General features: G+C 44.3%; 19 protein-coding genes. 8 read left to right on the top strand and 11 right to left on the bottom strand.

What is annotated here, in order from left to right; translation table 11 throughout:
• Positions 1-128: 128 nt before the first annotated feature.
• The 6 genes from apaH to lptD form a co-directional block, all read right to left on the bottom strand.
• Positions 129-932 (bottom strand): bis(5'-nucleosyl)-tetraphosphatase (symmetrical) ApaH, encoded by an 804-nt coding sequence (apaH, locus tag OCV44_RS12610; protein ID WP_139683783.1) that lies wholly within the window; start codon positions 930-932, stop codon positions 129-131.
• A gap of 31 nt (positions 933-963) precedes the next feature.
• Positions 964-1,344: a Co2+/Mg2+ efflux protein ApaG gene (gene apaG / locus OCV44_RS12605; protein WP_009847827.1), complete on the bottom strand. Its 381-nt coding sequence runs from the start codon at positions 1,342-1,344 to the stop codon at positions 964-966.
• An 81-nt stretch (positions 1,345-1,425) separates the two neighbouring features.
• On the bottom strand, positions 1,426-2,241 hold the full coding sequence (gene rsmA / locus OCV44_RS12600; RefSeq protein WP_009847826.1) for a 16S rRNA (adenine(1518)-N(6)/adenine(1519)-N(6))-dimethyltransferase RsmA: 816 nt from the start codon (positions 2,239-2,241) through the stop codon (positions 1,426-1,428).
• Positions 2,238-3,227 (bottom strand): 4-hydroxythreonine-4-phosphate dehydrogenase PdxA, encoded by a 990-nt coding sequence (gene pdxA, locus OCV44_RS12595; RefSeq protein WP_170213691.1) that lies wholly within the window; start codon positions 3,225-3,227, stop codon positions 2,238-2,240. Before pdxA ends, rsmA begins: the two co-directional genes overlap by 4 nt.
• Positions 3,217-4,512: a peptidylprolyl isomerase SurA gene (gene surA, locus OCV44_RS12590; protein ID WP_139683785.1), complete on the bottom strand. Its 1,296-nt coding sequence runs from the start codon at positions 4,510-4,512 to the stop codon at positions 3,217-3,219. Before surA ends, pdxA begins: the two co-directional genes overlap by 11 nt.
• Positions 4,513-4,555: 43 nt before the next feature.
• Entirely contained in the window at positions 4,556-6,955 is a 2,400-nt protein-coding gene (gene lptD, locus OCV44_RS12585; protein WP_139683786.1) for an LPS assembly protein LptD, read from the bottom strand.
• 149 nt (positions 6,956-7,104) lie between these two features.
• Here lptD and djlA point away from each other — a divergent pair, with 149 nt between their 5' ends.
• Together djlA and OCV44_RS12575 are read left to right on the top strand one after the other, a co-directional pair.
• The gene (djlA, locus tag OCV44_RS12580) at positions 7,105-7,959 is read left to right on the top strand and encodes a co-chaperone DjlA (protein ID WP_139683787.1); all 855 of its coding nucleotides are present in this window, start codon (positions 7,105-7,107) and stop codon (positions 7,957-7,959) included.
• Positions 7,960-8,015: 56 nt separating this feature from the next.
• Positions 8,016-8,561, top strand: coding sequence for a DUF924 family protein (locus tag OCV44_RS12575; RefSeq protein WP_139683788.1), 546 nt, complete (start codon positions 8,016-8,018; stop codon positions 8,559-8,561).
• 101 nt (positions 8,562-8,662) lie between these two features.
• Here OCV44_RS12575 and OCV44_RS12570 read toward each other — a convergent pair whose 3' ends face one another.
• The 5 genes from OCV44_RS12570 to leuA form a co-directional block, all read right to left on the bottom strand.
• Positions 8,663-9,445 carry a DUF547 domain-containing protein gene (locus OCV44_RS12570; protein ID WP_139683789.1) on the bottom strand — a complete coding sequence of 261 codons (783 nt, stop codon included), beginning with the start codon at positions 9,443-9,445 and terminating at the stop codon, positions 8,663-8,665.
• Positions 9,446-9,656: 211 nt separating this feature from the next.
• Positions 9,657-10,259: a 3-isopropylmalate dehydratase small subunit gene (gene leuD, locus OCV44_RS12565; RefSeq protein WP_139683790.1), complete on the bottom strand. Its 603-nt coding sequence runs from the start codon at positions 10,257-10,259 to the stop codon at positions 9,657-9,659.
• Between the two features lie 14 nt (positions 10,260-10,273).
• Positions 10,274-11,686, bottom strand: coding sequence for a 3-isopropylmalate dehydratase large subunit (gene leuC / locus OCV44_RS12560; protein ID WP_139683791.1), 1,413 nt, complete (start codon positions 11,684-11,686; stop codon positions 10,274-10,276).
• Positions 11,687-11,803: 117 nt separating this feature from the next.
• Positions 11,804-12,895, bottom strand: a complete 1,092-nt coding sequence (leuB, locus tag OCV44_RS12555; RefSeq protein ID WP_139683792.1) for a 3-isopropylmalate dehydrogenase — start codon at positions 12,893-12,895, stop codon at positions 11,804-11,806.
• A 97-nt stretch (positions 12,896-12,992) separates the two neighbouring features.
• On the bottom strand, positions 12,993-14,540 hold the full coding sequence (gene leuA, locus OCV44_RS12550) for a 2-isopropylmalate synthase (RefSeq protein WP_139683793.1): 1,548 nt from the start codon (positions 14,538-14,540) through the stop codon (positions 12,993-12,995).
• 568 nt (positions 14,541-15,108) lie between these two features.
• On the opposite strand from leuA, the gene OCV44_RS12545 reads away from it, so the two are divergent.
• From OCV44_RS12545 to leuO, 6 genes are all read left to right on the top strand, one after another.
• The gene (locus OCV44_RS12545; protein ID WP_009847815.1) at positions 15,109-15,768 is read left to right on the top strand and encodes a TetR/AcrR family transcriptional regulator; all 660 of its coding nucleotides are present in this window, start codon (positions 15,109-15,111) and stop codon (positions 15,766-15,768) included.
• Positions 15,768-17,105: an efflux RND transporter periplasmic adaptor subunit gene (locus OCV44_RS12540; RefSeq protein WP_139683794.1), complete on the top strand. Its 1,338-nt coding sequence runs from the start codon at positions 15,768-15,770 to the stop codon at positions 17,103-17,105. Before OCV44_RS12545 ends, OCV44_RS12540 begins: the two co-directional genes overlap by 1 nt.
• Positions 17,102-20,209: an efflux RND transporter permease subunit gene (locus tag OCV44_RS12535; RefSeq protein WP_139683795.1), complete on the top strand. Its 3,108-nt coding sequence runs from the start codon at positions 17,102-17,104 to the stop codon at positions 20,207-20,209. The genes OCV44_RS12540 and OCV44_RS12535 overlap by 4 nt, the downstream gene beginning before the upstream one ends.
• 307 nt (positions 20,210-20,516) lie before the next feature.
• On the top strand, positions 20,517-21,041 hold the full coding sequence (locus OCV44_RS12530; protein ID WP_139683796.1) for a phosphatase PAP2 family protein: 525 nt from the start codon (positions 20,517-20,519) through the stop codon (positions 21,039-21,041).
• Between the two features lie 57 nt (positions 21,042-21,098).
• The gene (locus tag OCV44_RS12525; RefSeq protein ID WP_139683797.1) at positions 21,099-22,163 is read left to right on the top strand and encodes an MJ1255/VC2487 family glycosyltransferase; all 1,065 of its coding nucleotides are present in this window, start codon (positions 21,099-21,101) and stop codon (positions 22,161-22,163) included.
• A 347-nt stretch (positions 22,164-22,510) separates the two neighbouring features.
• The gene (gene leuO / locus OCV44_RS12520; RefSeq protein ID WP_009847810.1) at positions 22,511-23,470 is read left to right on the top strand and encodes a transcriptional regulator LeuO; all 960 of its coding nucleotides are present in this window, start codon (positions 22,511-22,513) and stop codon (positions 23,468-23,470) included.
• Positions 23,471-23,586: the final 116 nt, after the last annotated feature.

Raw genomic sequence — 23,586 nt, 5'->3', positions numbered from 1 at the left:
AAATTAAAAACGTTTGCGTTACTGTAACAGTAACGCAAACTTCTCGTATCTCGTATCTCGTATCTCGTATCTCGTATCTCGTATCTCGTATCTCGTATCTCGTATCTCGTATCTCGTATCTCGTATCTCTATAGCGCATCTTGAGTGAAAAACTTTTTATCTTCCCAGCGAAGTATCGTCAATTCTCCTCCCCACACGCATCCAGTATCAAGTCCAATTACATCTTTTCCGTTATAGCCTTCAAGCGCAGCCCAGTGTCCAAAAACAACGGTTTTATCGAGCTTTATGCGTTGCGGAAGGTCAAACCATGGCACTAGTGGTTCATCGGTAATTTCATTCGGTGGTAGCTTACATGCCATGTCGAGTCGGCTATCTTCAAAACAGAAGCGCATTCTTGTCAGGCTATTGATCGCATAACGATAGCGCTCTATGCCTTGCAACTCGTTGCTCCAGAGATCTGGTGTGTTGCTGTACATGTTCTCGATAAGCCACTGCCAACGGTCCGATTTCAGTAATGACGCTATCTCTCGACTCTCTGTACGTGCTTGTTCTAAGTCCCATTGAGGTGAGATGCCTGCATGTGTCATGACAAACTCTGGGTGCTCTTGCATCAAGGGTTGTTGTCTTAACCATTCCAGCAATTGGTCACGGTCTTCAGCGTCAAGAATTGGTTGAGTCTTATCTTTTGGCTTGGCTGAAAAGAGGCCTAAGGATACCGCAAGTAGATGTAAATCATGGTTACCCAATACCACCTTCGCTGAACTGCCAAGGTTACGAACAAAACGTAACGTCTCTAAAGATTTAGGGCCACGAGCAACCAAGTCTCCGGCGACCCATAAAGTATCTTGTTGTTTATCAAAGTTGATGGTTTCAAGCAGTAACTGAAGTTCGTCGAAGCATCCTTGGATGTCTCCGACAATATAATTCGACACAGCATTTTCCTGTAAGTGGTAGAGATGTGTATTAGTTAAGAATATTGGGGATAGCCAGTCTAAATGGGTCGACTTCTGTTATGAAATCAATGCCTTTATGATCGGTCATCACATAGTGTCCTTGCATAACGCCCACAGGGGTTTCGATGACGGTACCACTGGTATATGTGTATTCGTCATTGGCTTCAATCACCGGCTGCTGTCCAACCACGCCATCACCTTCTATGGTGAGTTGTTTACCGTTAGAGTCGGTAATCAACCAGCGGCGAGACATAAGTTGCACCGTTGTTTTACTTAGGTTTTTGATGGTAATGATGTAAGCGAAAACGTAGCGATTTTTAGATGGCTCAGATTGTTCTTCAATATATTTAGAATGAACCTGGCATTTGATACAAGGCGTAGATATATCCATATTCGCACCTTTTGTTGTTGGTATGCTTTAAGTATTACATAAAAAATAGGCTCCTCACCGAAGTGTAGGAGCCTTTTACGATTATTTGTCAGCGTTGTGACTGTCGTGCAACCAGTTCGCCATATCGACAAACTGTTCGAGCGTTAGGTTCTCAGGGCGCATGCCAGGGTTTACCCCTAGCTCTTCAAGCACTTCCTTGTCGATTAGGCTCTTGTAGCAGTTACGTACTGTTTTACGACGTTGGTTAAAGCCTTCGCGGCATACGCGATCTAACCACTTAAGATCTTTTGCCGGGTAAGGCAGTACTTCATAAGGCTGAAGGCGAACAACTGCTGAGTCTACTTTCGGTGGCGGAACAAATGCTGTTGGTGGCACTTCTAACACCGGAGTGACTTTACAGTAATATTGAGCCATAACCGTTAGACGACCGTAAGCTTTAGTGCCAGGGCCTGCTGCTAATCGGTTAACGACTTCTTTTTGAAGCATAAAGTGCATGTCTTGCACGTCTTTATGGAACTCAAAAAGGTGGAACATCAATGGTGTAGAGATGTTGTATGGCAAGTTACCGAAGATACGTAGCTTGTTGTTTGGCTTAACAAGTTGTTCGAAATCGAACTTCATTGCATCGCCTTCATAGATCGTTAACTTTTCAGCAAGATCAGGGTGATTACGTAGACGTTCAGCAAGATCTCTATCCAGTTCAATTACTGTGAACTTGTCGACAAGCTTGCCAACAGGCTCAGTAATCGCACCAAGACCAGGGCCGATTTCTACTAAGTTCTGGCCTGGTAGTGGGTTAATACTCGATACGATTCCATCAATAATGTATGGATCGTTAAGGAAGTTTTGACCAAAACGTTTACGCGCTTTGTGCCCTAAGTGGACATCATTTCTCATTGCTTTTTCTCTACTAATTCAATGGCGTGCGTGAGCGCTGTTCTAAAGCTCCCTGTATCGGCTTGGCCTTTCCCTGCCAAGTCTAAGGCGGTACCGTGATCGACTGATGTGCGAATAAACGGCAAGCCAAGCGTGATGTTCACTGAGCGACCAAACCCTTTGTATTTCAATACCGGGAGTACTTGGTCGTGATACATACCTAAAACAGCATCTGCATCTTGCAAATATTTTTCATTAAAGATGGTGTCTGCTGGCAATGGGCCAACTAAATTAATACCATCTTTGTGGCGAATTTTTTCTAGCGTAGGGGTGATAGTTTCTATCTCTTCACGACCCAAACAACCATCTTCACCCGCATGTGGGTTCAATCCACACACGTAAATAGTCGGTTTCTCTATAGCAAATTTTTCGACCAAATCTTTATGCAGAATAGCAATGATTTGCTCTAATCTGTCTTCAGTCACTGCTTGAGATACATAAGCTAGCGGGATGTGCGTTGTTACGAGAGCAACACGCAGCCCTTCTGTTGCCAACATCATCACGACAAGTGGAGTATTGGACTTCTCTGCAAAGAACTCGGTATGGCCACTAAAAGCAACGCCAGCTCGGTTAATTACACCCTTGTGAACAGGGCCGGTGACAATAGCATCAAATTCATCATTCATACAGCCAATTGCTGCGGTTTCTAATGTATTTAATACGTAGTGGCCGTTCGCTTCATTAAGTTGACCCGCAACGGCGACTTCAGCGAGTGGAACATGTTTCACAACCAATGTTCCAGAGCGTTGAGGTTGTTTGGGTGCGGTTGAATCGTAATCCAACAGCTCAACCTCGATCCCTAACATTTTAGCTCGTTCTGCTAGTAGGGTTTTGTCCGCACAAACTACGAGCTGATGTGGCCAGCTTTCTTGGGATAAGGCGAGAGTTAAATCTGGCCCAATTCCCGCAGGTTCACCTGCCGTAATGACAAGGCGTTTAGTTGTCATCTTGGTCATCCTCAACCATTTCAACAAAAGCACTCGCTCTTACTTCTTGCAGCCAAGCGCCAGCTTCTTCATTGAACTTACGGTTAAATAGAATTTGGTATGCTTTATTCTTCAAAGCTGAGTCTGTACGGTCTACTTCTCTGCGATCAAGCACTTCAACAATATGCCAGCCATGAACCGTTTTGAATGGTGCACTGATTTTACCTTCAGGTAGTGTTTCTACTTGGTGCTTGAATTCAGGCACATATAAATCAGGAGTTTGGTAACCTAGTTCACCATCTTGAACGGCTGAGCCTGGGTCTTGGCTGTATTGCTGCGCAAGTTCACCAAAGCTAGCTTCACCCGCGTTTACGCGACGCGTGATTTCTTCAAGCTGCTCTTTGGCACCGTCATCACTCAAGATAACCGTCGGTTTAATCAAGATATGACGTGCATTAACTTCGGTAACGGCAACGGTTTCTAAACCTTTTACGTCTTCAATTTTTAGAATATGGAAGCCAACACCGCTTCGGAATGGACCGATGATGCTGCCTTTATTCTGCATTTTGATTTGGTCTGCAAAAATCGTAGGCATCTCTTCTTTACGCATCCAACCCCAATCACCACCTTGCAGTGCTTTAGGGCCTTTAGAGTAAGTATAAGCCATAGTGCTGAAGTCTTTGCCGTTGTTTAGTTCTTCCACTAAATCTGTCGCTTGTGCTTCTAATTCTTCTTTGGTTTGGTCATCATTGAATCGAAGTTGAATGTGGCCAATTTTGTATTGAACAGTCGCATTGGTTTCTTGCGCTAGGATATCCGTTAGGTTATCGACCTCTGCAGGAAGGATATTAATACGACGGCGAACCAAGGCATTGCGAGCTTCACTTGCTGCAATCTCTTTTCTTACTTGTTCACGAAATGCATTGTAGCTCAGGCCTTCTTCAGCAACGGACGCTGTCAGCTGAGCGACTGTCTGGTTGTTGTCTTTCGCAATGTCTTCGATTGCTTGATCAAGTCGAGCATCATCAATACGAACACCGATACGTTCCGCTTCTTGAGTTTGAATAGTATCAATGATCAGCTTTTCTAGAACTTGCTCATTCAATACATCTTGTGACGGTAATGTTTGGCCACTTTTTTTAGCGTTTGCACGCAGTGTCTTCATTGAAGCGTCGATGTCACTTTGTAAGATAACGCCTTCGTTAACGATCACTTTTACGCTATCGAGCTCAACCGGTGCTGCGTAGCTCGTTGATACAGTGCAAGCTGCTGCGATAGCTATTAATGTGTGTTTCCACAATGTCATGTGTAATCCTTTGTATTTACTGATTGTTTATCAATAAAGAAAATTAGTTGTTTAAGAAGAATGGGCGACCATAGCTAAGTGCGTTACTTGAACTCGTTTCACTTACTTCGCTTGAATCAGAGCCTATATTGGTTCCAAAGCCAATAATACCGAAGTTAAAACCAAAGTTTTTCTCGTACACTGGCGTTGCATTCGACGTGTTGATGTAATCGCCTTCCCATCTACGTAATTGATTACTGTAGGTGAAGCCGATATACCAACAATCTGATTTGTAATTGAGTTTCGCTAACCACTCAAGGTTCTCTTCGGTCGTTAAATCATAGAAATACTGAGCGCTAGCACTCCATTTTCGCGAAATCTTATAAGAACCGAGTAATCCTGCCTGAGATATACCATCTTTAGTAATCGATCCAACATTAAAATCAACAGTGTCTTCGATATACTCTTTGGTTACGTAGCGGTAGTTGGTTTGGATATAACCACCAGAAAAACGGTACTCAATGGTGCTGTTAGCTAGTTGCATCGCTGACGTGTCGATATCGTACTGTACACCGCCATGATAAAATAGATAGTCGTCATAGTTAAAGTCGACCTCTACTGCCCAAGACGAGTAGTTCGAATTCTTATTTTTAGTATCGAGTTGTAAATTTTGTTTCGTGTCTTTGTCGATATAGAAGATCTGTCCAAAAGACACATTGAGACGCTCTTTATATTCATCATCAAAGAAACGAGATGATGCACCATAGCTGACTTGGTTAGCTGCAGCGATATGGTCTACACTACTGTACTTACGGCTTCTAAAGAGACCATAGTAATCAGTCTGCAGAAGTGTCGTATCGTAAAGGCCGATGTTGTCTTGATCTTCTTTTGGTACGTACAAGTATTGAACTTGGGGCTCTAAAGTTTGAGTGTAGTCGCCAATGACCTTGGTATCTCTCTCTAAAACGATGCCAGCATGGCTTCGAAATTCAGGTATTACACGGGATACTTTCTCTTCAAGGCCGTAATTGGGGTTTGTTTTTTTTGTTCCCGTTGTCGTATCTACACCATCAAGATCTTGTTGGTAGTAAGTCCCAAGCAATCGAGCTTCTGTGGTCCAAGTACCCCAAGTGTTGCCTACTGGAATTGTAATTCCCGGCTCAACGTGAATACGAGTTGCCGATGGTTTCCCTTTTGCATCTGTATCAAACAGAGATACATGGCTGACCAAGTCGAAATCTAAATACTCCATTACCTCAGGGGCATAGTAGTTATATTCCAACTGAGGAAGTAGGCGGTATGGAAGGTTGTTTTTTGAATCAGTTAGGACTTGGAAGTCTCGGACAAGTACAGATGCATCCCAGTTGTGAGAACGGTAGGTTGCCTGCCCCTCTTGAAGCAGTTGACCATCTTCACGATTGCCTATGCCGCTTCCGTTGATATCTGTGAAATAACTGATGTCGCTGACTTTTGAGTAATCAATTTCAAACAACCAAGATTCTTGGAATATTCCGGTGTGCGCTAGTTGAGTCCCCCAACGATCGCCTTTCTCTTGGTATTTTTTGTCATCCGATAAGTATTCAGACTTAATTATCCCAGAACCAAAATCACTTAAATATCTGAACTCACTGTTAAGCTGAGTACCACGTTCTTTCATGTGTTTAAAGGTGGTTTTCAGATCGTACTCTGGTGCCAAGTTCCAATACACTGGGATCTCAAATTCAAAACCATCACTTGAACCATATGATACCGTTGGATATAAGAAGCCTGTTTTACGCGTATCACCAATCGGAACGGTTAAGTACGGCAGATAAAAAACAGGAACGCTCTGAATTTCAAACCTTGGGTTGTAGAACGTAGCTTCTTCTTCATTTTGGTCGACATCGATACTTGACGCTCTTAATCGCCATGCATTGTCACCGATAGGACAAGAGGTGATTGAGCCATCTTCGATTTCATAGACAGCTTTACCTGTATTCGCGATATAAACAGCCTCTCCTCTACCTTGCTCACAGAGGAATTCATAATTGGTATTTTCGAGCGTCATTTCATCGGTAGTCAGGTTGTTGGTTGCTCTTTCGGAAACTGACTTAATTTGACCATCACTAAAGTTTACGTTGCCTTCAGCTACAACGATATTTTCTTGTTGGTGAAGCGTTACATTGTCAGCAAGAATGATTTTGATTCCTTGCGTGACTCTTACATCACCAGAGTATATCGCCTTGTCGCCATTGATTGCTTCTAAACGATCGGACTCAACATGAGCAGGCAGCTGTGTATCGTTTTCTGATGCGGGTTGAACCCTGCATTGGTCGATAGGATCTTTCGAGGGTTTGATCAAGCATTGACCGATAGAGGGCATTTCCTGCACACTACTATCGGTGATTGTTTCAGCTTGAGTTGTCGACACGTATAATGCCGTACTTACAGACGCGGCTAACAAGGTGCGGGAAAAAGAGTGCATGAAGTTGAACTATCCTGTGTCACTAGATGAAGGGTTGATCTAGTATCAATCCAATTAATAAAGCATTTTCCTTATGATAAAGGAAATATTAGCATTCAGCATCATCAGACAGCATTACTCAGATAAAATTCATAGATAGAGAACACATAATGCAAATATTTGGCAAAATTTTGGGCGCTTTTTTTGGTTTTTTATTTGGGGGGCCGCTCGGTTTAGTTTTTGGCCTATTTTTAGGGCACCAGTTTGATAAAGCTCGCCGACTGAACCAATCGGGCTTCAATAGTTCTGGTTTTGGTCGCGGACCAAGCCAAGCAGAAAGGCAGAATGAGTTCTTTAAAGCGGCTTTTGCGGTTATGGAACATGTTGCTAAAGCCAAGGGGCAGGTAACTCCGGAAGAAATTCAGCTCGCTTCTACAATGATGGAGCGTATGAACCTGCATGGCGAGCAACGTAAAGCGGCTCAAGATGCGTTTCGTGATGGCAAAGAAAGTGACTTCCCGTTAAGCGATGTGCTTGAGCGTGTGAAAATCTCATCGGGCGGTCGTTTTGATCTTCTGCAGTTTTTTCTTGAGCTACAAGTGTCCGCAGCATTTGCCGATGGAAGCTTGCACCCAAGTGAGCGTCAGGTTTTGCATAAGATAGCGCAAGGTCTTGGGTTTTCTGCGGAACAGCTAGAGCGCCGTTTACAGATGCAAGAAGCCGCATTTCGTTTTCAACAGCAAGGTGGAAGCTTTGGTGGGCATCAAGATCACGGACAGTCATCGGGGTGGCAACAAGCTTCACAGCAAAACCAGTTGGCAGATGCTTTTAAGGTGTTAGGAGTGAGTGAAAGTGCCGATGGTAAAGAGGTGAAGAAAGCCTACCGTAAGCTGATGAATGAACACCACCCTGATAAGTTGATGGCGAAGGGCTTACCTCCAGAAATGATGAATGTCGCGAAAGAAAAGTCGCAAGAAATTCAAAATGCTTATGACTTGATAAAGAAGGTCAAAGGTTTTAAGTAATCGAACATTAAATCGAGTAATAACAAAATTACTCGGTTTTTATTAAAGGGAATTATATGACGGTAACGTATCAGGATGTTCTAGAGTTTTGGTTCGATGAATTGACGCCAAAAGACTGGTTTACTGGCGGCGAAGAAATTGATGTTTTGATAGAGTCTCGATTTGCTGAGGTGCACAAGGCAGCGGCTCAAGGTGAGCTATTTGAATGGCGACAAAACGCACAAGGACGATTGGCTGAAATTATCGTGCTTGATCAGTTTTCTCGAAATATTGGCAGAAACAGTCCGACAGCTTTTTCGGCTGACCCAATGGCGTTGGTTCTAGCCCAAGAGGCGGTAGCGGGTGGTTTTGATCACCAGCTTAACGAGCAACAAAAAAGCTTCCTGTATATGCCTTATATGCACAGTGAGTCTTTGCTGATGCATGAACAGGCTGTGATGCTTTTTTCCCAGACAGGATTAGAAAACAATCTAGATTTTGAGTTCAAGCATAAAGTGATTATTGAGCGTTTTGGCCGCTATCCGCACCGTAATGAGGTGTTAGGTAGGACTTCGACTCCCGAAGAGGTTGAATTCTTGCTGCAACCGGGCTCAAGCTTTTAATCGTAGGAATCCGGTTCAATAGATAAAAAAGAGGCTAGTGGTTAATAAAAACCGCTAGCCTCTTTTTTGTTTAGCTCTAGTGATGAGCTCTAGCGTTCGAGTTAGTTTGCTTGGTTAAGCGACCAGTCGTAGTCATAACTGATATTTTGAGTATTGGTTACTGCTTCTGTTCGATATTGGTCTAAGTGTTGAATGAGTTGTTTCTCCGTACCAAAATCTACAGCAAACCATTCGTAAATCGATGATAGTTGAAGCTTGTTGTTTTCAACTATCATGCCTTTGTCACTATTAACAAACTCAGAGGCTGCTTGTTCTAACAAGGATTCAGTATTGTCAGGGGTAAAAGCTTCAGACTGTAAGTTAGGGCAACCTAAACTCGCACAGTTCACCGCGTAATGTGTGCGCGGATCTTGCCAAATCGGTCTTAAGATTCGATGTTCAATGTCATTGAGTGTCAGCGACTTCCCATTTACCTTCACTGCATCATCTCCCCACGGTCCAAAACTAAACAGTCCGCCGAGCTTTGTGATGGATTTTATTGGGTAAGCATCGAGAATTAGATCGACAGTCACGGCGTTATATAGATTAACCCAGTAGGCATACTGTTCCGCTTTTGAATAGTCGAGTGGATTCAACTGCTCTAGTCTCTGGATGTACTGCTTGAGCTTTGCCTTGTCTGCAGTGCTCACAACTTGATAACGCACTAGAGTGTGTTGGCCTTGCTTGACTAAATAGCTATCGAGGAATTGCTGCCAATCTTGATGAGATACCTGTTCTTGGTTGGTTTCATTGCTTTGGTTCCAGTATGGCCAAAGATCAGATTTAGGCGCAGACCAAGCTAAGGTTGAGAAAAGTAGGCTGACAATAAAAAGTAGTTGTTTCATGGCATTCTCCTGATGACTGACTACTAAGACCTTATGGCTTACCATTTTCTTTCATTGCTCTTCAGTTAAATAGCGGAACTGATCTAAATAAAGGGCTGAGTTTAATAAAGACGTTGAGCTAAATAAAAGACTGAACCAAATAAAAAAAGGTTGGCGCTAAGCCAACCTTTTATGTGCACACAAAACTGTGTGATTTTACTTCAAGATTTCTTTATTTCAGGAAGCTAGGAATCTTAGCTTCAAACTCAGAAATCTTATCGGCATGTTGAAGTGTAAGGCCGATGTTGTCTAAGCCATTCAGCAAGCAGTGACGACGGAACTCATCAATTTCAAACGAGTATTCTTTACCGTTCGCACTGACTTTTAGTGCTTCAAGATCAACTGTAATTTCTGCGCCTTCGTTTGCTTCAACGAACTGGAAGATTTCATCAACTTCCTGCTCTGTAAGACGAACCGGCACCATCTGGTTATTGATCGAGTTACCGTAGAAAATGTCTGCAAAGCTTGGCGCGATCATCACTTGAATACCGTAATCTGCAAGCGCCCAAGGTGCGTGTTCACGAGATGAACCACAACCAAAGTTTTCACGAGACAGTAGAATTGAAGCACCTTTATAGCGTGGTGCGTTCATTACAAACTCAGGGTTTGGCTGTTGGCCTGCATCATCAAGGAAGCGCCAGTCGTGGAACAAGTGCTTACCAAAACCGATACGGTTCACTTTCTGTAGAAACTGCTTTGGAATGATCGCATCAGTATCGATGTTGGCCGTATCTAGAGGAACGACTAATCCGGTGTGTTGTTGAAAACCTGACATGTTAAATCCTCTAATTAAAGTTCACGAATATCGACAAAGTGACCAGCGATAGCCGCTGCGGCTGCCATTGCAGGGCTAACTAGGTGCGTACGACCATCACGGCCTTGGCGACCTTCAAAGTTACGGTTTGATGTAGAAGCACAGCGTTCTTGTGGACCTAGACGGTCGTTGTTCATGGCAAGACACATAGAGCAACCCGGTAGGCGCCATTCAAAGCCTGCTTCGATGAAGATCTTATCTAGACCTTCCGCTTCCGCTTGTGCTTTTACTTGCTCAGAACCCGGAACGATCAATGCTTGAACATGTTCCGCTACTTGGCGGCCTTTCGCTACTGCTGCAGCTGCACGCATGTCTTCGATACGCGAGTTAGTACAAGAACCTACGAAGACTTTATCAACGTTGTAATCCGATAGAGATTTACCCGCTTCAAGGCCCATGTACGCCAGAGCCTTTTCTGCTGAAGCTTTTTCAACAGGATCTGCGAAGCTTTCTGGTGCAGGGATTGGTGTGTCTACCGAGATAACCTGACCTGGGTTAGTGCCCCAAGTAACTTGTGGTTTGATGTCTGCTGCTTCTAGTGTAACAACCGCATCGAACTCTGCATCAGCATCGGTTTTTAACGTATCCCAGTATTGGATTGCTGCTTCTAAGTCTTCACCTTGTGGAGAGAACTTTCGACCTTTAATGTATTCATATGTCGTTGCATCTGGAGCAATTAGGCCGGCTTTAGCGCCAAGCTCGATTGCCATGTTACATACCGTCATACGACCTTCCATTGTAAGGTCAGTAATTGCCTCACCACAGAATTCAACTACGTAGCCTGTACCGCCAGCGGCTGTTGTCTTGCCGATGATCGCGAGTACGATATCTTTTGCTGTAATGCCTTCATCGACTTTGCCTTTTACTTCGATCTTCATGGTTTTAGCACGAGCTTGTTTTAGCGTTTGAGTTGCTAGAACATGCTCAACTTCTGAAGTACCGATACCGAATGCTAATGAACCAAATGCACCATGTGTTGCCGTGTGTGAGTCACCACATACGATGGTCATGCCCGGCAGAGTAATACCTAGCTCAGGGCCCATTACGTGAACAATACCTTGGTATTTGTGGTTTAAGTCGTAAAGCGTGACACCAAACTCTTCACAGTTTTTCGATAGCGTTTCCATTTGGATACGAGCCATCTCACCAGAGGCGTTGATGTCTTTGGTTTGGGTCGATACGTTGTGATCCATGGTTGCAAAAGTTTTGCCTACTTGGCGAACTTTACGACCTTTTTCACGCAGGCCATCAAAGGCTTGTGGCGAGGTTACTTCATGGACTAAGTGGCGATCGATATAAAGAATTGGCGTTTCGCCCTTCGCTGCAACCGCAACGTGAGCGTCATAAACTTTTTCGTATAAGGTTTTTGCTTGCTGGTTTGTCGACATAGCTTTTCTTCCTTGGGAGCATCAGTCCCAGTGTTTGTTTCTAGCCAAGTCATGCTATTTAAGCTGACTTGGCTTGATATTATTCTTATGTACTTGCTTCTAATCTAAGCATCTAGCTTATGAAGCTAAGATGTACTCAGCGATCTTGTCACCCATTTCTGAGGTAGTCAGCGCTTGGTTTTTGCCTGCTAGGTCAGCAGTTAGCTCGCCTGCAGAAAGTGCTTTAGATACCGCTGTTTCGATGTCTTGCGCTGCGGCTTCTTCGCCTAGGCTGTAACGAAGCATTAACGCTGAAGAAAGAATTTGCGCGACTGGGTTAGCGATGTTCTTACCTGCGATATCTGGAGCACTGCCGCCCGCTGGTTCGTATAAGCCGAAGTTGCTTTCGTTCAAGCTTGCAGAAGGAAGCATGCCCATAGAGCCAGTGATCATTGCACACTCATCAGAGATGATGTCACCGAAGATGTTAGAACAAAGCATCACGTCAAATTGAGATGGATCTTTGATTAGCTGCATGGTCGCGTTATCGATGTACATGTGGCTTAGTTTCACATCTGGGTAGTCTTTCGCGACTTCTTCAACCACTTCACGCCATAGGATAGAGCTTTGTAGAACGTTCGCTTTATCGATTGAGTACACGTTTTTGTTACGTAGACGAGCAGATTCAAACGCAATCTTCGCAATGCGTTCGATTTCGTAACGGTGGTACACCTCAGTATCAAACGCTTTTTCAGTTGCGCCTTCGCCTTCACGGCCTTTTGGTTGACCGAAGTAGATACCGCCCGTTAGTTCACGAACAACAACGATGTCGAAACCGTTACCTGAGATGTCAGCACGTAAAGGAGAGAAAGACTCTAAACCCTTGTGAATTTGCGCAGGACGTAGATTACAGAATAGTTGGAAGTGTTTACGTAGCGGAAGTAGGGCACCACGTTCTGGTTGGTCGTTTGGTGGAAGGTGTTCCCATTTAGGACCGCCAACAGAACCAAAAAGTACCGCGTCAGATTCTTCACAGCCTGCAACTGTTGTTTCTGGAAGTGGACAGCCGTGGTTATCAATTGCGATACCACCAACATCATACTCTTCGCGAGAAAAGCTAATTGCGTGTTTCTTTTCAATCGCGTCTAGCACTTTGTGTGCTTGTTGCATTACTTCTGGGCCAATGCCATCACCAGGTAGTACGGCAATTTTGTATGATTTATCTGTCATGTTAATCCTTTAATTCTTGTTACTGAGCTGTTTGGCTCGTTTTAAATTTTGTCCCTAAAGCCAACAACATCGGCTCTAGGGCTCTGTTATTGGGGTATTAAACTGTCGTGAATTTTTGCTGCTTCATTTCAGCAATAGTGTCTGCGCGTTGAATGCTATTGATAACGTGTAGCAACGCTTGACCAGAAGCTTCAACGATATCCGTTGAAACGCCCGTACCGTGGTACTTACGGCCTTTATAGTTAGCAATGATGTCCGCTTGACCTAAGCCATCTTCGCCTTCACCTTTCGCAGTAAGGTCGAATTTATCTAACGCGATTTCGTAGCCTGTTAAGCGGTAAATACATTGGTATAAAGCATCAACAGGGCCATTGCCGACAGCCGCTTCGCATTTCTCTTCATCACCACATTGCAGCTTGATGCTGGTGGTAGACATAACACTACCAGATTGTACGCTTAGGTAGTTAAGTTTATAGAAGTCATCTTCGTCACGTAGATTCGCGAAGTGCATTAATGCTTCTAGGTCGTAATCGAAGACTTGTCCTTTACGGTCAGCAAGCTTCAAGAAGTCTTCGTACAATGAATCTAGGTTGTACTCATTATCTTTATAACCCATAGCGTCCATGTGGCTCTTAACAGCCGCTCGGCCACTGCGGCTTGTTAGGTTCAATGCTTTGTTTTTCAAACCAATCGACTCAGGTGTCATGATCTCGTAAGTGTTTTTGTTCTTAAGCATGCCGTCTTGGTGGATACCTGAAGAGTGGCTGAATGCGTTGGCACCGACGATTGCTTTGTTGTCTTGAATTGGCATGTGGCAAAGCTGGCTAACCAACTTACTGGTACGGTGAATCTCTTTATGATCCAAGCCAGTATGAACACCCAAAAGCTCTTGGCGAGTTTTGATGATCATTGCTATTTCTTCTAATGAACAGTTACCCGCACGCTCACCAATACCATTGATTGTGCCTTCAATTTGACGAGCACCCGCTTGCACTGCAGCAATTGAGTTAGCAACCGACATACCTAAGTCATCGTGACAGTGAACAGAGATGATCGCTTGATCGATGTTGGGTACGCGATCGAATAGCGTTTGGATAATGCCACCAAACTCATTCGGTACTGTGTAGCCCACGGTGTCTGGGATATTGATGGTTTTAGCGCCTGCGTTAATCGCGGCTTCAACCATACGACATAGGTTGTCGATGGGTGTACGACCAGCATCTTCACAAGAGAACTCCACATCATCGGTGTAGTTACGCGCATGTTTGACGGCTTTTACTGCCATCTCGACAACATCGTCGTAGCTGCGGCGTAATTTGTCTTGTACGTGAACCGTTGATGTAGAAATGAAGGTATGAATACGGAACTGGTCAGCCACTTTAAGTGCTTCTGCAGCGGCGTCGATATCTTTCGCTACGGCACGAGAAAGCGCACAAATACGGCTGCCTTTGATGTGTTTAGCGATGGTTTGTACGGATTCAAAATCACCTGGCGAAGAAATAGGGAAGCCAGCTTCGATAACATCGACACCCAGTCTCTCAAGAGCATAAGCGATCTGTAACTTCTCTTTTACCGTAAGGCTTGCAGCCAATGCTTGCTCGCCGTCACGTAAGGTAGTATCAAAAATTATTACTTGATCGTTCATGGGTGCTTCCTTATATCGATAATGAATCGATTGCTATCCAAATTATTATTAAGAATGATGTTCTTTTAAAAGTGCCAGTTACAAAAAAACCCGCTCAGTGCGGGTTTTAATATTTGTGTAGTTCTTGACCCACAACTTACCCGCGCGATTGGTTCACGATAAGGAGAAGTTTCAGCAGTAGAGAAGAAGAAAAAATCATTACACAAATATCCGTAAATAAACTGTTAACACCATATTTACCGTAATTTATTCTGAGCGTCAAACAAGAAAATCCAATATCAGCGTACATTGGCAGTGTTTTGGTTTGGTTTGTGCTGTTTTTTATATCTTAGTTGGCTAAATCGACTGATTGGTGGTTTTGTATTGGCGGGTTAGTTTATCGTTTGGCTGATGTGTAGGTTAAAACTTTGTAGTAAATATTTTTAATGGAACGATTCACCAAAAAAATCACAAGCGTGACTAAAGTAATTAATCAATTGATTAAATAGTGAGTAATTAATCTTCTACTGTTATGCCTGTTTATCTCTATAATTAATCGAATGATTAATTATAGAGATAGGTTGATGCCATGACAGCACGAAAAGCGGGGCGACCTCAACAGAACTTAGATGTTCGACAACTATTGATTGAGCATGCTCGTGATCTGTTTGTCGTTCAGTCATACGACAAGGTCTCGACACGCCTGATTGCTGATCGTGCGGGTGTGAACATTGCGATGATCCGTTATTACTTTGGCAGTAAGGCTGGATTATTTGAGGCGATGCTGCGTGAAACGCTACGACCCATGCAATTGCAAATGCAGAGATTGGTTGAAGAAAGCAGCCATGAGAACTTTCTTGATTTAATGCGGACTTATTATAAAGAGATGGTCAAGGTCCCCAAGTTTCCTCGCTTGATTGCTCAAGTGATGAATATGCCTCCCTCTGAAGTGCAGAGAGAGTTGCTCGAAAAGGTTTTTCTCGATGTCGCCAAGCCAGCACAAGATGTCATTTTTGAAAAGCTGGTTGAACAAGGCATCTTAAAACAGAACATGGATCCAAAATTGTGTCGAGTTTCGTATATAAGCTTGATGGTGTTTCCCTTCATTGCTCCGCCCCCTCTATTAGCAATCCATGGTATTGAGATTAATGAAGAATTTCTTAACCGTTTAATCGAACACAACATTCAATTGATGACCGAAGGCTTTATCAACGCACCAAGCCCTTCTGCAGTGCAGGACAAAAGATAATGAAAATAAATAAAAAACTACTCTTCTTTCCAGCACTTGCGGTTGGTGTCATCGGCCTTTTGACTGCGATTAGCTTAAAGCCGGATCTACCGACTAAGCCTGCGGGAGATAGGGCTCGTCTAGTTGAAACAGTCAGTTTAGAACAACAAATGATCGCGCCATTGGCTGTGGGCTTTGGCAAAGTAGTACCTAAAGTTGAATGGAAAGCCATCGCCGAGGTGACAGGGCAGATTGTTTATCGACATCCTGACCTAGAAAAAGGGCAGATAATTCCAGCGGGTACTGAGGTACTTAAGATCGATCCCTTGGATTACGAGTTGAAGTTGGTACAAGCTGAAGCGGATCTTAAATCAAGCCAGACCTCATTAGCTAAGTTAAACCAAGAAGAAGATAACCTTAAGCAGACCTTAAAGATCGAAAAGAACCGCTTAGTGATCAGCAATAAAGAACTGCAACGTAAACAAGATCTGCGCAAGAAAGGGCTCACCTCTCAATCCGATGTTGACTTGCAGCAGCAAAGTGCGTTGTCTCAACAAAAGCTTGTATTGGATATTGATAACCAAATTGCATTGATGCCAGATGAAAAGCGTGTTGCGGAAGCAGTGATTAAGGTGAATGTCTCTAAAGTAAAAGAGGCGCAACGCTCTTTGGATAAAACGACCATCACTTTACCTAGAGCGATGCGAATAGCTCAGGTCGATATTGAACAAAACCAAGTGGTTAATCTTCAGCAAGAGATGTTTGTTGCTCACGGGATTAAAGTTATGGAAGTTGAGGCGCAACTCTCTATTCACGATATGCAAACTTTAGCCTCAAGCTTTATTCAATTCCCTCGTGATGCCGCAGGCATATCAAACCCTTATGAAGCGCCGATCAAAGCAAGTATTCAACTTAACAGTGGCAGCCTTAACCTCAATTGGCCTGCAAAGGTGGCGAGAATCAGCGAAACCGTTGATGAGAACCAAGCAACAGCAGGGATCATTCTTGAAATCGCTCAAGACTACTCACAACTGCAACCAGACAGCGCAACGCCTTTGGTCAATGGTATGTTTGTTAAAGCGGAGATTGAAGGTGTCGCGAATCTGAGTTGGGTGGTTCCAGAGCGAGCACTGCACGGTGACAAGGTTTACCTGATGGATGACAATCAGCGCTTGCAAGTGGTGAATGTTGAAGTGCTTTATCGTAGAGACAACCAAGTGGTTGTGAGTGGCGAGCTACAAACGGGAGATAAATTGGTTCTCAATGATGTTCTGCCAGCTATCGAAGGCATGTTACTGAAAGAGTCGAACTCTACAGAGGTTAAGCTTGAATCGGATACTCAGGAGAGTGCGTCATGATCAAGTTCTTTTCTAGGCACCCAACAGCTGCCAACTTGTTGATGCTTGGGTTATTGATCATGGGTATCAGCTCATTATCAACCATCAAGCGTGAAACCTTCCCCGCTTATGATCCGCCTTACATTATGGCGGCCATCGTTTATCCCGGCGCATCACCACAAGAAGTGGAAGAGAGCTTGTGTGTGCGAATGGAAGATGCCGTCGATGGCCTAGCCAATATTGAGGAAACTCAGTGTGAGGCGATAGAAGGCAGTGCTCGTCTTATTCTGAAGCTTAATGAGAAAGCAGACATCGGCCGAATGCTGGTGGACGTACAAACTCAGATCAACTCGATCAATGATTTCCCGAGCGAGATTGAATCGCCAGTTGTCCAAGAACTGGATTGGAATGAACCGGTTGTTGATATCGCGATTACAGCCGAAACCTCGTGGCCTGAACTCAAAGCCTACGCGGAAGACCTCAAACGTACCATGAAGCTCGATTACGATGTTTCTCTAGTCGAAGTCAGTGGTTTTTCCGATCACCAATATCGAGTCGAACTTGATACGCAAGCCATTCGCCAGTTGGGTTTGAGTGTCGGTGATATCGCAGACCAAATTGGTCGTCAGAATGTAAAGCTGCCGAGTGGTAACGTTGAGACGCCAGACAAAAACTTCCTGATTCGTTTTGATGAAAGACGCATCACGCCGGTTGAATTAGAAAGTATCGTGGTTGGCTCTGCGCCGAATGGGTCGGTGATCCGTTTGAGAGATATTGCCAAGATCACCGACCGCTTTGAACTGGATGAACAGAAGGTTCTGTTTGATGGTAAGCCGTCTGCGCTATTGAAGATCAGCAAAAACAAAGAAGATGATGCGCTACGAATCAAAGAAAACGTCACCCGATTCGTTGAAGATCAAAGCGCGATTGCCCCTGATGGTGTGACGCTACAAATGACCAACGATCTCTCCTCTGTATTGTGGGATCGCTTGACCATGATGGTGCGTAATGGCTGGCAAGGTATTGTGTTGGTGTTCGCAACCATGTGGCTGTTCTTCAGTTTGCGATATTCATTCTGGGTTGCGGCAGGTTTGCCCGTAGCCTTCCTTGGTGGCTTATTCTTAATGGCGAACCTTGGCCTATCTATCAACATCATGTCGCTGGTAGGACTGTTGATGGCGATTGGTATCATGATGGATGACGCCATCGTGATTGCCGAATCGATAGCGTCCCATTTAGATCGGGGGCAAAACGTTGATGATGCGGTGTACAACGGTGTTAAGAAAGTGCTTCCCGGAGTCTTATCTTCTTTCTTAACTACGGTGTGTATTTTCGGTAGCTTGTTGTTCCTCGATGGAGAGATGGGCGCGGTGCTTAAGGCCGTTCCTCAAGTATTGATTCTGGTGCTTTCGTTGAGCTTGATTGAAGCCTTCTTGATTCTACCTAATCACCTGTCTCACTCTTTGCATAAAGAGAAAAACGACAAGCCAGCGCTGCGCTTCAAAGTCGTGTTGTTAGAGAAATTTGAGAACTTTCGCAATACAACTTTGATGAACATGGTCGAGAAGGTGGTGACGTTCCGCTATGCCTTTATGGGCGGAGTGATGACCTTATTGCTGTTATCTATCTCCCTGATTGCTGGTGGTGTTGTTAAGTTCCAACCTTTCCCTGAGTTGGATGGAGATATTGCCGAGGCGCGTATTATTCTTCCGCCGGGCGCATCATTGTCTCAAACCGAGAGAGTGGTCGATAAAATAGTCGCGTCTGCTGAACGTTTGAATGAGCAGTGGAGTGAAGAGGTTGAAGGGGGCAATACCTTGGTGGAACACATCACCAGCCAATTCAATGCCAACGCAGACGCCAATGAATCAGGCCCACACTTAGCCACCGTACGCTTAGATTTGCGTGGTGCAGAGAGCCGCAACACGGTTATCGATGATTTTATTGATGCATGGCGGGAGGACATCGGTGATTTGGCTGATCCTATTTCGTTAGTTTTCAAGCAACCCACCATGGGGCCGGGCGGTCGTGCGATTGAGATCCGCGCCAAACATGATGATCTTGCTGCATTGAAATCGGCTTCTTTAGATATTCAGGAGTACCTCAACCAGTTTGATGGTGTGCACGGCGTGCTTGATGACATGCGCATGGGTAAGGAAGAGATCTTAGTTAAACTTCGCCCAGGTGCGGAAACCTACAATGTGAACGGGCAGATGATCGCTTCCCAATTACGTGCGGCCTTCTTTGGTCAGACTGCGGATGAGATTCAAATTGGGGTTGAGAACATTTCGATAGAGGTGCGCCTTGATAAAGAACAAGCGGGCGACATACAGCAGTTGGCTAACTTCCCAATCATCACTGCAGATGGCAGTCAGATCCCGCTAGCGACATTGGCAACGTTAGATTTTCAACGTAACTACGTACGAATCCAGCGCATCGATGGCTTAAGAACCATCAGTATCTTTGGTGATATTGATAATAAGAAGGCGAGCTCGTCAGCGATTTTGGCTCAGTTCCAAAAGGATGAAGCGGCCAAGCTTATTCAGAAGTACCCAGGCTTACGCTTTGATTTTGAAGGTGAAGCCAAAGATGCGGCGAAGACCGGAGCCTCGATGGGTAAAGGTTTCTTGTTGGGCTTATTCGGTGTGTTTGCGATTCTGAGTTATCAGTTCCGAAGCTACTTGGAACCTGTGGTCGTCATGTTAGCGATTCCACTGGCCTTCATTGGGGTAGTGGTTGGTCATTGGCTGTTAGGGCACGCGTTAAGTATGCCGAGCATGATGGGCTTTGTGTCGCTTGCGGGCATCGTGGTCAATGATTCCATCTTGTTGGTGCAATATATTCGTCATCACGTCGACGAGGGGGATAGCGTGCATGATTCTGTTGTGAAAGCCAGTCGCGAGCGTTTCCGTGCGGTATTTTTGACATCAATGACTACCGCCGCAGGCTTGCTACCGCTGTTGACGGAAACCAGCTTGCAGGCTCAGGTTATCCAACCATTGGTTATTTCAATTGTGTTTGGCATATTTGCTTCAACCTTACTGGTGTTGTTTATGATCCCTGCCGCTTACGCGATATTGGCGGACTTTGGGTTGGTGAAAAAGCATGAGCCATTAGCTCTATAATTTTTAGTGCTATAACCTTTAGCGCCATTATCATTAGCGAGCGCTATTATCATTATCTAACGCTATAACCATTAACACGATAGAAGTAGCGTTTGCTTGCTTATATAAAGAAGTAAAAACGTAGAAGAATAAAGCGGCCTTAGGTCGCTTTATTTTTATCGGCAGCTTCTAGGCTCCTATCAGCTTACTTAGCGAAAGCGGTCAATTCGCCTCAAAATTCATTTTAGTTCATTAAAAACGTCACTTAACTGTCATTTCAGGGGCATAACTTGAGCCTTAACTGAATAAGGATTGTTAAGGAGATTGTATGCGTACTATCGAACCTATTGTCCGCTGGGATGTGGCATTTTCTGTTTTCTGTTTAAACAACCGTTATTGCGGACAACAGGCGACACTCAGTAAGGCGGTGTCTCATACTGGAGATGGACACCTTTACGTTTTGATTGCTTTGGTTGCATTACTGGCTGACAGTAACATCGGTCGAGACTTTCTCTTGGTAGGCTTAACTGCCTTTGCTATCGAACTTCCTATCTACTGGCTGGCTAAAAATACCCTCAAGCGTCGCAGACCTGCTGAATTCTCTTCATTTCTTTATTCCCATATTGTGCCATCTGATAAATACAGCCTGCCTTCTGGGCACTCCGCTGCGGCTTTTGTTATGGCGACTCTAATCGGACATTTCTATCCGAGCTTATATCTTTTTAGCCTGATTTGGGCGGCAGCGATTGCTGGCTCTCGAATCCTACTTGGTGTGCACTTTTTAACGGATGTACTGATTGGCGCGGCCTTGGGCATCGCTTGTACCAGCCTTGCTATCAGCTTCATCCCGTAATTATTTTGTTGGCAACAACCACTGCCGGGCTTAAGTGGTAAACACAAAGGAACATGCATGAAAATCTTATATGGAGTACAAGGCACAGGAAATGGTCACATCGCTCGAGCAATGGCTGTGGCTTTTCGTCAGCAAAATATCGATGTCGACTTTTTGTTCTCTGGGCGAGATGAGAGCAAGTACTTCTCGATGGAAGCGTTTGGTCACTATCAGATCCGCAGCGGCTTAACCTTTTACAGTGAGCAAGGGCAGGTTAAATACGGCAAGACATTCATCAAGAATAACATCTGGCGATTTCTCCGTGAAATTAACCAGCTCGATCTTACGCCTTATGATTTAGTGATTAATGACTTTGAACCGGTAACCGCTTGGGCTGCGAAAAGGCAAGGTGTCCCGTGTATTGGAATAAGCCACCAAAATGCGTTCCGTTACGATGTGCCTAAAGAAGGGGGCAACTGGATTGAACATTCCGTGATTCAACATTTCGCCCCAACTGAGCACTCTATTGGTTTGCATTGGTATCACTTTGACCAACCGATACTGCCGCCTATCGTTCATACCCCAATCGTTCACGCGCCTGCGTGTGATGAGCGAGCTAAAGCAACACAAGACTTCACTTTGGTCTATTTACCATTTGAGGATCTTGATGCGATCTCGGAGCTGTTGATGAAGTTTATTTCGCACAACTTTGTCTGTTATCACCCGAATGTTATTGAGCATAGCCAAGTCGAAAATATTGAGTTCAAACCACTGAGTCATGCCGGCTTCCAATTCGATCTCAATCAGTGCTCTGGTGTGGTGGCTAATGGCGGTTTTGAATTGCCATCTGAAGCCTTAACTTTGGGTAAAAAATTGCTTCTCAAGCCTCTTGAGGGGCAGTTCGAACAACAGAGTAATGTGGCGACGCTTGAAGCGCTCGGGTTGGCTCAAACCATGAGTTTTTTAGACGCGGCTATATTGCGTAGTTGGCTCGGTGAAAAACAGGCTGAAATGGTCACTTATCCCGACGTGGCAAGCGCACTTGTTGGGTGGATTTTGGCGGGTAACTGGTCCAACCAAGATGACTTAAGAAAGCAACTTTGGGATAAGGTAGATTTTCCCAGTTATGCATCACTCACGTAATCCATAAGTGTTATGTCTGAATTGACCAGCTGAACGATTCATGGGTTCAATAATCTGTAACAAATGTAACCAAAATGATAGGACAGCTAAATAAGTCGAAAGGAAACTCATAAGTGATGCATTTTATGTTTTTTTATAACTATGTAAGCAACTGATTTTTATGTGTTGTTTAATCATTAAGGTAAAATAAAATTATTCTTTATCAATCTTGTTGGTAGCTCGAGATGTATTGGTTAATAGTAATGGCAATCCGAAAAACATCGGTCTGATAAATATAAGAATTAGTGGTTATCTATTCCCACACCATTACCAATTTAACCCTGTCGAACCGACAAGAGGCAACTTGAATGTTAGAGAAAAAAGACGCAATGAGTGCAATTGCAAGCTACAGAATGGAAAGCACACTTCGTGGAGTCGACTTAAATCTTTTGACTGTATTTGATGCAGTTATGCAAGAGCAAAATATTACACGTGCAGCTCATAATCTGGGCATGTCTCAGCCTGCTGTAAGTAACGCTGTTGCTCGTTTGAAAGTAATGTTCAACGACGAACTATTCATGCGTCAAGGTCGTGGTATTCAACCGACTCAACGTGCTCGTCAGTTGTTTGGTCCAATCCGCCAAGCGCTGCAGTTAGTACGCAACGAATTGCCAAGTTCAGTGTTCTCTCCAGAGTCGTCTTCTCGTCTGTTCAAACTTGCAATTTGCAGCCCTTGTGACATGCGTTTTGCTCCTAAGATTATGTCGACAATCAACGACCAAGCACCTAGCGTTAATCTGCATATGGATGCCGAATTTGACCGCCAACTTTCTGAGCGCATGCGTTACCAAGAAATTGACTTCGTTATTGATTACTCGCGTTTTGATGAACAAGGTTTCTCAAGCACTGAAATCTTCCAAGATGAATTGGTTGTGGTAGCTTCTGCTTCTCATCCACGTATCAACGGTGAAGTTTCAGCGGCAGAGTTGCTTAACGAAAAGCACGCTAAACTGTCTCGCATCCATGGTCAACGTAGCTTCTCAGAGCAAGCTTACCGTGACCTAGATTGCACGCCTTTCTACGAAGGTACGAGCTTGAGCAACGTTCTTTACGTTGTAGGCCAATCGGAATTAGTAACAATCGCTCCTCGTTGGATGGTAGAACATGCAGCAAATAAAGAGCAGCTTCAAATTCTAGATTTCCCATTCGATAATGCGGCGATTTCTGGCTTCCTAAGCTGGCACGAATCAAGTGAAAAGGACAAAGGACACATCTGGTTACGAGATCAGTTAATGATGATCTGTGGCGAAGTAGTGGCGCTTAACTAGACACTAATTCCTATGATTTATAAGCCCTAAGCTAGGAGTCTGGCTTAGGGCTTTTTTGTACCTGCTATTTTTGTTGATAGAAAACTTAGCGTGAGACGTACTATTACTTATAACTT

This window comes from Vibrio tasmaniensis (genome assembly GCF_024347635.1).
Taxonomy (GTDB): domain Bacteria; phylum Pseudomonadota; class Gammaproteobacteria; order Enterobacterales; family Vibrionaceae; genus Vibrio; species Vibrio tasmaniensis.
Note: the sequence above shows the minus strand (reverse complement) of the source record. Positions and strands in the feature narration are given on the sequence as shown.

Coding starts and splice junctions, on each gene's coding strand:
- apaG (WP_009847827.1), bottom strand. CDS start 1,344: ATGGATATATCTACGCCTTGTATCAAATGCCAGGTTCATTCTAAATAT.
- rsmA (WP_009847826.1), bottom strand. CDS start 2,241: ATGAGAAATGATGTCCACTTAGGGCACAAAGCGCGTAAACGTTTTGGT.
- pdxA (WP_170213691.1), bottom strand. CDS start 3,227: ATGACAACTAAACGCCTTGTCATTACGGCAGGTGAACCTGCGGGAATT.
- surA (WP_139683785.1), bottom strand. CDS start 4,512: ATGACATTGTGGAAACACACATTAATAGCTATCGCAGCAGCTTGCACT.
- lptD (WP_139683786.1), bottom strand. CDS start 6,955: ATGCACTCTTTTTCCCGCACCTTGTTAGCCGCGTCTGTAAGTACGGCA.
- djlA (WP_139683787.1), top strand. CDS start 7,105: ATGCAAATATTTGGCAAAATTTTGGGCGCTTTTTTTGGTTTTTTATTT.
- OCV44_RS12575 (WP_139683788.1), top strand. CDS start 8,016: ATGACGGTAACGTATCAGGATGTTCTAGAGTTTTGGTTCGATGAATTG.
- OCV44_RS12570 (WP_139683789.1), bottom strand. CDS start 9,445: ATGAAACAACTACTTTTTATTGTCAGCCTACTTTTCTCAACCTTAGCT.
- leuD (WP_139683790.1), bottom strand. CDS start 10,259: ATGTCAGGTTTTCAACAACACACCGGATTAGTCGTTCCTCTAGATACG.
- leuC (WP_139683791.1), bottom strand. CDS start 11,686: ATGTCGACAAACCAGCAAGCAAAAACCTTATACGAAAAAGTTTATGAC.
- leuB (WP_139683792.1), bottom strand. CDS start 12,895: ATGACAGATAAATCATACAAAATTGCCGTACTACCTGGTGATGGCATT.
- leuA (WP_139683793.1), bottom strand. CDS start 14,540: ATGAACGATCAAGTAATAATTTTTGATACTACCTTACGTGACGGCGAG.
- OCV44_RS12545 (WP_009847815.1), top strand. CDS start 15,109: ATGACAGCACGAAAAGCGGGGCGACCTCAACAGAACTTAGATGTTCGA.
- OCV44_RS12540 (WP_139683794.1), top strand. CDS start 15,768: ATGAAAATAAATAAAAAACTACTCTTCTTTCCAGCACTTGCGGTTGGT.
- OCV44_RS12535 (WP_139683795.1), top strand. CDS start 17,102: ATGATCAAGTTCTTTTCTAGGCACCCAACAGCTGCCAACTTGTTGATG.
- OCV44_RS12530 (WP_139683796.1), top strand. CDS start 20,517: ATGCGTACTATCGAACCTATTGTCCGCTGGGATGTGGCATTTTCTGTT.
- OCV44_RS12525 (WP_139683797.1), top strand. CDS start 21,099: ATGAAAATCTTATATGGAGTACAAGGCACAGGAAATGGTCACATCGCT.
- leuO (WP_009847810.1), top strand. CDS start 22,511: ATGTTAGAGAAAAAAGACGCAATGAGTGCAATTGCAAGCTACAGAATG.